The organism is Sphingopyxis sp. Q841, assembly GCF_052384365.1.
In the GTDB taxonomy this organism is placed as follows: Bacteria; Pseudomonadota; Alphaproteobacteria; order Sphingomonadales; family Sphingomonadaceae; genus Sphingopyxis; species Sphingopyxis terrae_A.
Genome location: NZ_JBQSUM010000012.1, coordinates 1 through 8,287, shown reverse-complemented (window position 1 = coordinate 8,287; position 8,287 = coordinate 1). Strand labels below are relative to the sequence as shown.

The following is an 8,287-nucleotide window of genomic DNA, read 5'->3' as shown; positions in this document are numbered from 1 at the left end:
ACAACGCTGAACATCGATGGCGGTGCGTCGGCCTAGTCGCGGGAGCGGCCCCTCCGCCCGGCGGAGGGGTCGTCGCCGCGCTTTACAGCACGCGGTTCCAAATCATTGCCGGCCTGCTTCCATCCGGTCCGGCAACAGGCGGGCACCAGCAACCCGTCGCTCACATACTCAGGTGGCCGGTCGGGGCTGCCTGCCCGGTTTGAGAGTTAGAAATCTGGAAGCGTTCAGACTCTGCTGGACCGAGCCTGACCAGTTGGAGACCGTCCGCTTTTGGGGACCAAATAAAGTGAGCGGAGGTTCGAAAGCACGCCAGAGCGTTCGCTCTCAATGATATCGACATTGGATTGCTAGGCTTCGATGCCTTCTGCCAGAGTCAGAGCATGTTCAACGTCGACGCCCCGCTATCCGCATCGTGTCTTCAATCTTCGTGTGTCCAAGCAGAATTTGCACGGCACGCAAATTGGCGGTCGTTTGTAGATGATTGACGCATGGTTCGGCGTAACGAATGCGTCCCCTAACCTTGGCTTCTGAGCCCAACCGCCTTAGCCCATTCGTCGAATCGACGTGCATATTGACGCACGCTCCTATGAACATCTGTGACCGATAAAGCGCCATCAAGCTTCCCGAACGGAATATCTGACGCGGGATGAAGGCGGGGAACCATCGGAACTCAGCTACCGCGTTCAAGCGCGGCGACAACATGTTGAGCAAGGCGGTGCGCGGTCTCCGACAAGCCCGCTGCCTCGATGAGCGCGATTTCGGTGTCGTAAAGCAATGGCAAATCGGCTTCACCGGCAATCGAGGTCAGGTGCGGCGGCACCATCTCGCGCGGCAGCACCGCAATGCCGAGGCCTTCGCTAACCGCCGACAGGCTGCCCGCAAGGCTCGTCGATGTATAGGCGACACGCCAGTCGCGACCGATCGCCTCGAGCGCATCGACCGCGCGCTTGCGATAGACGCACGGCTCGGGCGAGACGACGAGCGGAATGCTCGCAAGGCCCGTCGCCGCGAGTTGATCGCGCGCGACCCAGACCAGCGGCTCGCGCCACACCCGGACGCCCTCGAGCGGCGCCGACGGCTCGCGCTTGACGAGCACAAAATCGAATGCGCCGGCATGAAATTTGTCCAGAAGGTTGAGCGTGAGATCGCAGGTTACCTCCAGCTCGACGAGAGGATGCGCCTTCGTAAAAGCTGACAGTACCGCGGGCAGATGGGCGGTGGCAAAATCTTCAGGCACCCCGAGCCTGACGCGTCCAGCCATATCGGGTTCGAACAGCTCGGCAATTGCCGCGTCATTGAGGCGCAGCAACTGCCGGGCCGGCCCAAGCAATCGCTTGCCATCATCGGTGAGGCTGAGCGATCGGGGTGTACGCGCGAAGAGCGTCCGGCCCAGCTGCTCCTCGAGCCGCTTCACTTGCAGACTGATCGTCGATTGTGTCCGGCCGAGCCGGCCGCCAGCCCGGGTAAAGCTCCCCACTTCGGAAATCGTCACGAAGCAGCGGAGGAGATCGAGGTCGAGGTTGGGCGCGCTGACCATGGCGGCAATGTGCAACAATCATTTCAATTGTCAATTAATGGCATTTCAAAAACTCGTTTTATCAATTTTGGACGATGAGGCATCGGCGATGCGAAAGGAATTCGCATGACCGCTGCCATCGCACGAAACGCCGCCGCTTCGACGCTGACGCGCAGGCACCCGTCCATCTGGACCGCACCTGTCGGAATTGCCGGGCTCGCTTTTCTGGCCGCCGAAGGTCCAAGGCCGCTCTCTGCTCTTCAGCTCGTCATTGCCGGGATGATCCTCTTCGTGGGTACGATTGTCGCGGCCTTCTCACGCAGATTCATGCGAAGCGATCCGCGGCGCCCGTCCTATTTTGCGCGGATCGCCCTGCTGATCGGATCGGTGCTGCTTTTCGTCCTGACGAATGATTTGCTGGCCTTCGCCGCCGCCTGGGTAGCGAGCGGCATTTTACTAGCGAGCCTCATCGGGCACGCCAATGCGCTTCCCGAGGCTCGCGAAGCCGCCACACGCGCGCGGCGGACTTTCCTGATCGGCGATCTCGCGCTTCTCGCCGCGCTCGCGATTGTCGGGGGACATGGCGGAACAACCGATATAAGCGCTGCGCTTTCGCGAAGCGGCAGCCTCTCGCCTTTCTCCGGCCACCTCGCGGCGCTGCTTCTCGTGGTTGCAGCGGCCGCCCGATGCGCTCTGCCGCCTTTCTCGGCCTGGCTGCTTTCATCGATGACGGCACCAACGCCGGTGTCGGCGCTAATGCACGCGGGGCTTGTCAATGCCGGCGGCTTTTTGCTGCTGCGGCTTGCGCCGGTGCTCGAGGCGGCGCCTGCGTCGCGCTATGCCGCGGTCGGCCTGGGGTTTTTCGCAGCCTTCTGGGGCCTTGGCATCATGGCGGTCCGCCCCGACGCCAAGCGCGCGCTAGCCGGATCGACGGTCTCGCAAATGGGGTTCATGATCATGAGCTGCGGCCTTGGCGCCTATGCCGCCGCGCTCTGGCACATCGTAGCCCACGGGCTGTTCAAAGCCTGGCTCTTTCTTGGGGCGGGTTCGCTCATCGGGATGCGCGAGCGCGAGGGGGTTTCGATTTCGCGCGCCGCCGTCCGCATGGCGGCCCTCGTCGCGCTGCTTGCAGGCGTCTATCTTGCCTTTACCGCCGAAGTGGGGGGAGAGCTTGTGGCGCTAACCCTCGCCGTGGCCGCGGGCGCCGCTACGCTGATTGCGGGATATGGCGCTCCCGCCTCGCGCCGCGCGCGCGCCCGGCTGGTCGGTCTGGTCACGGCGCTGATCGCGGCGAACGCCGCGGGTCTTTTGCTGATCCGCAGCCTTTATGGAGCGCACGCCGAACCCTTGCTTCCATCACCCTTGCTGATTGCGCTCGCTGTCCTCTTCCTCGTCGCGTGGCTCTTCCAATCCGCGCGGATTGCGCGCGGCGCAGCGCTCCCGCCGGCGCTCTACGTCCGCCTTCTCAATGCCGGCGCCCTTCGCGCCACCCGTACCGGAGACCTCGCATGAACATGATTGCTCCCGTCGAACGTACCGACGACCGGCTCGCCCGGACCCAAGTCGCCGGGCTCGTTGCGCTCGCCGCGCGTAGCGTAGCGCCGCTATGGCCGCTCGAAAGCGCTATTGCCGTCAACCCGCTGGCGGGTTTCGAAGAGCTGCCGTTCGCGCAGGCCGTGGCGGAGGCGTCGAGCCTATTCGGCGCGCACCGCACCCTGCCGCTCGCGCTGTGGCGGCGGCTCCTCGATAATGGCCGCATCGAGGAAGCCGCCTTGCGCGATGCGGCCATCGGACATCTGGGCGGCATCTATCGCGCCGCCGCCCCGATTGCGCCGGGCGTAACAATGCTCGACGCGCTGATGGCGTGCCTGCTGGTGATCGGACGCGGCGACCGGCCCGAACGGAGAGCAGGACTCGGCCCTGACGCGGCGTTCATCGCTAAATGGTGCGGCGCCTTTTTCGACCATGGCCTGACGGCGATGCCATTACCCAACCGCGACCTCGGACTTTATCGCGCCGTGCTGGCGATGGCAGCCTATGACCCGGAATACCGGACGCTCACCGGCGCGCGTGGCGCAGCGCTCCTGTTGAGCGTTCCGCGCGACCCGCTCGAGGCAATTTCCGAAGGTCTGGCGAGCCTGGAAGCGGAGGTTGACCCGCTCGCTTATCTGTCGGGCCTGGTTGCACGTCTCCCTGGATGGGCCGGCCATATCCGCTGGCGCAGCGAACATGCCGACGCTGACCGCGTGGCCGATGCCCCGGCAACGATGGCAGATCTTGTCGCGCTCTGGATCTTGCTGGCGCGCGCAGACGCATTATCTGCGCCGCTCGGCGCGCCGTCCGCCGACAAAGACAAGAGCGCCGCACTGTTGGCGCACTTCGGCTTGACCGCCAAGGCGCTGGGCCCGCGCGATGCCCAAAGGCTCGATAGCGTGGCGGAAGTCGACGACGACAGGCTTGGCGCCTTGTTCATGATGGCGGCCGAGCGGAGCTATGCAAACGGCCTCATGCCGGCGCTGCAAAGGGCCGCTCGAACCAGCAATCCGCCAGCACGGCCCGATGCCCAGCTGGTTTTCTGCATCGACGTGCGCTCGGAACCCTTCCGGCGAGCTCTGGAAGCAGAAGGCAATTATGAAACCTTCGGCTATGCCGGATTTTTCGGTTTGCCCATTGCGCTGCATCCCTTCGCCGGCGCGCATCGCGCCCGCCTGCTGCCGGTGCTTCTCTCGCCCCGTCACGACATTTCGGAGCGTCCGGTTCCCGGCCGGGAAAGCGAGGCTGAGGCAATCGCTGACAGGGCGCGTGGCGATGCCTGCACTACCGATCTGTTCGCGGCTACTAAAGCTGGGCCTGCGACGGCCTTTGCCGCGGCAGAGGCGACCGGACCGCTTGCCGCTGCCTTGATGCTGGCACGGACCTTTGCGCCGCGCGCTACGGGCCGTGCAGCCGCCGCGCTTCGGACGCGCCGGCAGCGCGCTCTCGCGCCCGCAGGCGATGCCCATGAGGATCATGCCGGCTTCGCGCTCGCCGACAAGATTGGCTATGCCTCGGCCTTGTTCCGCCTGACCGGGCTGCAGCCCGATACCGCAAGGCTTGTGGTGTTGACGGGCCATGGCGCAAGTGCGGTCAACAATCCCTATGCGGCCGCGCTCGATTGCGGCGCCTGCGGCGGCCATGCCGGCGGCGCGAACGCGCGACTGCTTGCAGCCATGCTGAACGATGAAGATGTCCGTTCGGGCCTGGCCAAGGAGGGTATCGCGCTACCGGGATCAACCTATTTCCTGGCTGCCGAGCATAATACGACCACGGATGAGGTCGTGATCTTCGATGCTGATCGGATACCCCCCACCCACGCTGCCGACCTCGCTGCGCTTTCGGCCAGTCTCGCCCGCGCCGCCGAGACCAATCGTGCCCGCCGCGCCCTATTGCTGGGCAGAGCGCCGGGTGACCTGCTGACCGGTGCCGTGCATTGGGGCGAAGTCAGGCCCGAGTGGGGCCTGGCCGGAAACGCCGCCTTCATTGTTGGCCCGCGCGACCTCACCCGCATGATCGACCTTCAAGGACGCGCTTTCCTCAATAGCTATGATTGGCGGACCGACACGGATGGCAGTGCACTGGCAACCATATTGACGGCGCCCATGGTCGTGGCGCAGTGGATCAACTGCCAATATCTCTTTTCGACGATCGACAATCAGAATTACGGGTCAGGCGACAAGGTAACCCAGAATGTCATCGGCGGCATCGGCGTCGTCCAGGGCAATGGCGGCGATCTCAAGATCGGCCTGCCTCGCCAGTCACTCTTTTGCGACGACGGTCTTCCTCACCATATCCCCCAGCGTCTGCTGACCGTCGTTCAGGCGCCATTCGATCGCGTGGCCGCGCTGGTCGAGTCCAGCGACATCCTCCGGCGACTGTTTGGCAAGGGCTGGGTGCAACTCATCGTGATCGAGCCCGAGACTGCCCGCGCGCGGCGTTGGCGCGAAGATGGCGCCGACTGCAGCGAGGGCCGGAGCCTTCTCGCTATCGATTGTTAAAGCAGGAGATTTGATCATGACCATCAAAGACGACACACTTCCGCTGCATCGGCGCCGCAAGATCGAGATCGTGATGCGGGCCGAAGATCGAACATTGGTCGAAGATTTGCTACGCGCGGCCGGCGTCAGCGGCTGGACCATGATCCGCGACGTTGCCGGCATGGGTCATCATGGCTTTCATCAGGGCAGGACCATCTTCAACGACGAAAGCGGCCTCGTGATGTTCGTGGGCGTCGGCGACGAGGCGATCATCGCCGATGTCGCCAGCGGCCTGTCGCGCCTCTTCGAACGGCGCCCCGGCGTGACATTCCTGTCGGATGTCGAGGTGATGCGCTCTGACTATTTCGCTCCGTCGATCGGAACAGCCGGTGATCCATCCTTTTGACACGCAGGGCAAGACTGCCGTCGTTGCGACGATGCACGGCAAGGAGCGCGTCATCATTCCCGCCCTGGCGCCGCTCGGCCTCGCGTTTCTGCCGCGTCCGCCGATCGACACCGATCGCTTCGGAACCTTCACGCGCGATATCCGCCGGGCGGGGAGCCAACAGGAGGCCCTGGCTGCAAAAGCCCGCGCCGGGCTCGCCGCCGCGCCGGAAGCCGATTATGCGGTCGCGAGCGAGGGCGCATTCGGACCGCATCCGGCCTTCCCCTTCATCCCGGCAGGCTTCGAACTGGTCGGCCTCATCGAGAGGCAGTCGGGCAAAATGATCGTGGGCCGCTATCTCAGCCTCGACACCAATTTCCGCCAGACGCAGGCTCAATCGATCGACGAGGTGGAAGCCTTTGCCCAAGCGATCGGCTTTCCCGGCCACGCCATTATATTGATGACGAGAAAGGACGGCCCGATCATCGCGAAAGGTGTATCGGACAGGAAACGTCTGGTGTCGCAGGCCAGCGCCGCTATCGCGCACGAAGGTTCGATATGGCTCGAAGCCGATATGCGCGCGCATCGCAATCCGCAGCGGATGGCGTCGATATCGCTTGCCGCGCAGGACCTGCTACGCGCCCTTACCTCCCGCTGCCCCAGCTGCGATTACCCGGGCTGGACGCCGCGGACGAAGGATGGCCGGCCCTGTCGCTGGTGCGCAAGTCCGACGTACGAGGTCTGGATCGAGGTTCGCAAATGCGGCAATTGCGGCCATGTGGCGGAACGATGCCTCGACCCTGACCGGAGGGCCGAACCGGGGCATTGCTCCATCTGCAACCCCTGAGCCGCCGCCAACGACCGATCGGCCCGTGGCAAACCGCCTCCGCCGCAAGTCCCCGTCCGCGGCGCGCACGCCTTCCCGATCAATGCCGGGTCATGCGAACAAGCGTCCAGTCGTAGCCGAGTTGCTTCACCCGCTCCTCCAGTCGCCCCAAAAGCTCCGGCGAAGGTTTCTCGGCGCGGGTGAGCGCCCACAGATAGCGCCCCGAGGGCTCACCCACGATCGACCATTCATAGTCGTCGCCATGATCGAGCACCCAGTAATCCCCATAAAAGGGTCCGAAGAAGGAGACTTTGAGCTTGGCGTTGGTCGCCCGATCCGCAATCTTCGCTCTTCCGGTGGACTGCTTTAGCTTTCCGTCGAGCCCGCCCTTGCGGCCGCGATTGACAACCTTCACCGTGCCATCGGCATTGAGCGAATAATCCGCGGTAACCGCCTCGAAGTCTTTCTGGAAGGAGGCTTCGTAGCGAAATTGTTCATACCAGCGCCCCATATAACGCTGCAGGTCGACAGATTTTGCCGGCTCGGGAACCGCGCGATTGCCCACCGGCCCCGGCCGCGGAATTGCGCTGCATGCCGCGAGCGTCACGACGATTGCAACCGAAGCCAGTATCCCGATCTTTCGCATGCGAACTCCATTCAATAAGCGGGGGGAGCTACGCGCCAACCCGCCTTTGGTTGCACATCTCCCCGGCGGTTTGGTAGGTGGCAAGCTGACGGTTCCTCTGCCCTAATCTATCAGCCGAAGAATATCGCCGGCGCGCCATTCGGCGGGGCCGATCAGCCTATTATGCGCGATCCGCACCGAATGGAGCGCGGCTTCGATCTGGCGCCGCCACATTGCCAGAAAATCAAACAGCACAGGAAAGTCAGGCGGTATATCATAATCCTGCCAGACGTAGAGCTGGAGCAGCGAGGGATGATCGGGGCGGTAATAATGGGTTTCAGCGGTCGTCAGCCCGTATCCCTCCAGCTGCGCGATCAGCGACCGGTCCGTCATGGCGCGTGGGCTTCGCCGCCATCGAGCGATCGTAACGCGGCGAGTACATCGTCGAGGGGTACCGCCCGCGAAGCGCCGCGCGGCCCGCGAAGCGCGGGCCGATCGCGGACTGCCGAGCGCTCGCATGCCCAGGATGCCAGGAGGGCGCGTTTGACCTCGGGCTCGAGGCTCGGGTGGTGCGCCACGTCGAAGGGGTGAAGAAAACGGGAAAATGGCTCGGACATGATCGTGCCTCCTTCCTGTCGCCATCCCTTTCTCGTCGTGCGGCCCAGGCGCCGCAACAAGGGATTTTGGGATTATTGCGAGTCGAGTCAAGAGCGGTGAGTCCTTGATAACAGGGTATTTATCACTCCCTCCTCGAGAGTGCCAAAAAATTTTCATCGGCCTCTTGATGCGAAAAAATCGGCTTCCTAGTTTTTTGGCGCCGCGGGTCCCGGGAGGGGTCACGCAGCCTGTATCATATCGTTATGCAACATGGAGGTTATGCATGCATTTCCGTCCCTTGCACGACCGTGTGGTCGTCCGCCGC

General features: G+C 63.8%; 8 protein-coding genes. 4 read left to right on the top strand and 4 right to left on the bottom strand.

Going from position 1 to position 8,287, the window contains the following annotated elements:
• Window positions 1-670: 670 nt before the first annotated feature.
• A complete protein-coding gene (locus ACT17R_RS17630; RefSeq protein WP_444810011.1) occupies window positions 671-1,537 on the bottom strand; it encodes a LysR substrate-binding domain-containing protein in 867 nt (288 codons plus the stop codon).
• Between the two features lie 105 nt (window positions 1,538-1,642).
• Here ACT17R_RS17630 and ACT17R_RS17625 point away from each other — a divergent pair, with 105 nt between their 5' ends.
• From ACT17R_RS17625 to ACT17R_RS17610, 4 genes are read left to right on the top strand one after another with little or no spacing between them, the layout of a single operon-like run.
• On the top strand, window positions 1,643-3,028 hold the full coding sequence (locus ACT17R_RS17625) for a proton-conducting transporter transmembrane domain-containing protein (RefSeq protein WP_444810010.1): 1,386 nt from the start codon (window positions 1,643-1,645) through the stop codon (window positions 3,026-3,028).
• Window positions 3,025-5,550 carry a DUF2309 domain-containing protein gene (locus ACT17R_RS17620; RefSeq protein WP_444810009.1) on the top strand — a complete coding sequence of 842 codons (2,526 nt, stop codon included), beginning with the start codon at window positions 3,025-3,027 and terminating at the stop codon, window positions 5,548-5,550. Before ACT17R_RS17625 ends, ACT17R_RS17620 begins: the two co-directional genes overlap by 4 nt.
• The gene (locus ACT17R_RS17615) at window positions 5,501-5,935 is read left to right on the top strand and encodes a P-II family nitrogen regulator (protein ID WP_444810008.1); all 435 of its coding nucleotides are present in this window, start codon (window positions 5,501-5,503) and stop codon (window positions 5,933-5,935) included. The genes ACT17R_RS17620 and ACT17R_RS17615 overlap by 50 nt, the downstream gene beginning before the upstream one ends.
• Window positions 5,919-6,761 carry a DUF6671 family protein gene (locus ACT17R_RS17610; protein ID WP_444810007.1) on the top strand — a complete coding sequence of 281 codons (843 nt, stop codon included), beginning with the start codon at window positions 5,919-5,921 and terminating at the stop codon, window positions 6,759-6,761. The genes ACT17R_RS17615 and ACT17R_RS17610 overlap by 17 nt, the downstream gene beginning before the upstream one ends.
• A 79-nt stretch (window positions 6,762-6,840) precedes the next feature.
• Here ACT17R_RS17610 and ACT17R_RS17605 read toward each other — a convergent pair whose 3' ends face one another.
• The 3 genes from ACT17R_RS17605 to ACT17R_RS17595 all read right to left on the bottom strand — a co-directional run bounded on the left by ACT17R_RS17605 (window position 6,841) and on the right by ACT17R_RS17595 (window position 7,982).
• Window positions 6,841-7,347, bottom strand: coding sequence for a lipocalin family protein (locus tag ACT17R_RS17605; RefSeq protein ID WP_444810006.1), 507 nt, complete (start codon window positions 7,345-7,347; stop codon window positions 6,841-6,843).
• A 141-nt stretch (window positions 7,348-7,488) separates the two neighbouring features.
• Complete coding sequence (locus tag ACT17R_RS17600; protein WP_444810005.1) at window positions 7,489-7,758, bottom strand: usg protein; 270 nt, start codon at window positions 7,756-7,758, stop codon at window positions 7,489-7,491.
• Window positions 7,755-7,982, bottom strand: coding sequence for a hypothetical protein (locus ACT17R_RS17595; RefSeq protein ID WP_444810004.1), 228 nt, complete (start codon window positions 7,980-7,982; stop codon window positions 7,755-7,757). The genes ACT17R_RS17600 and ACT17R_RS17595 overlap by 4 nt, the downstream gene beginning before the upstream one ends.
• Between the last annotated feature and the right edge of the window lie 305 nt (window positions 7,983-8,287).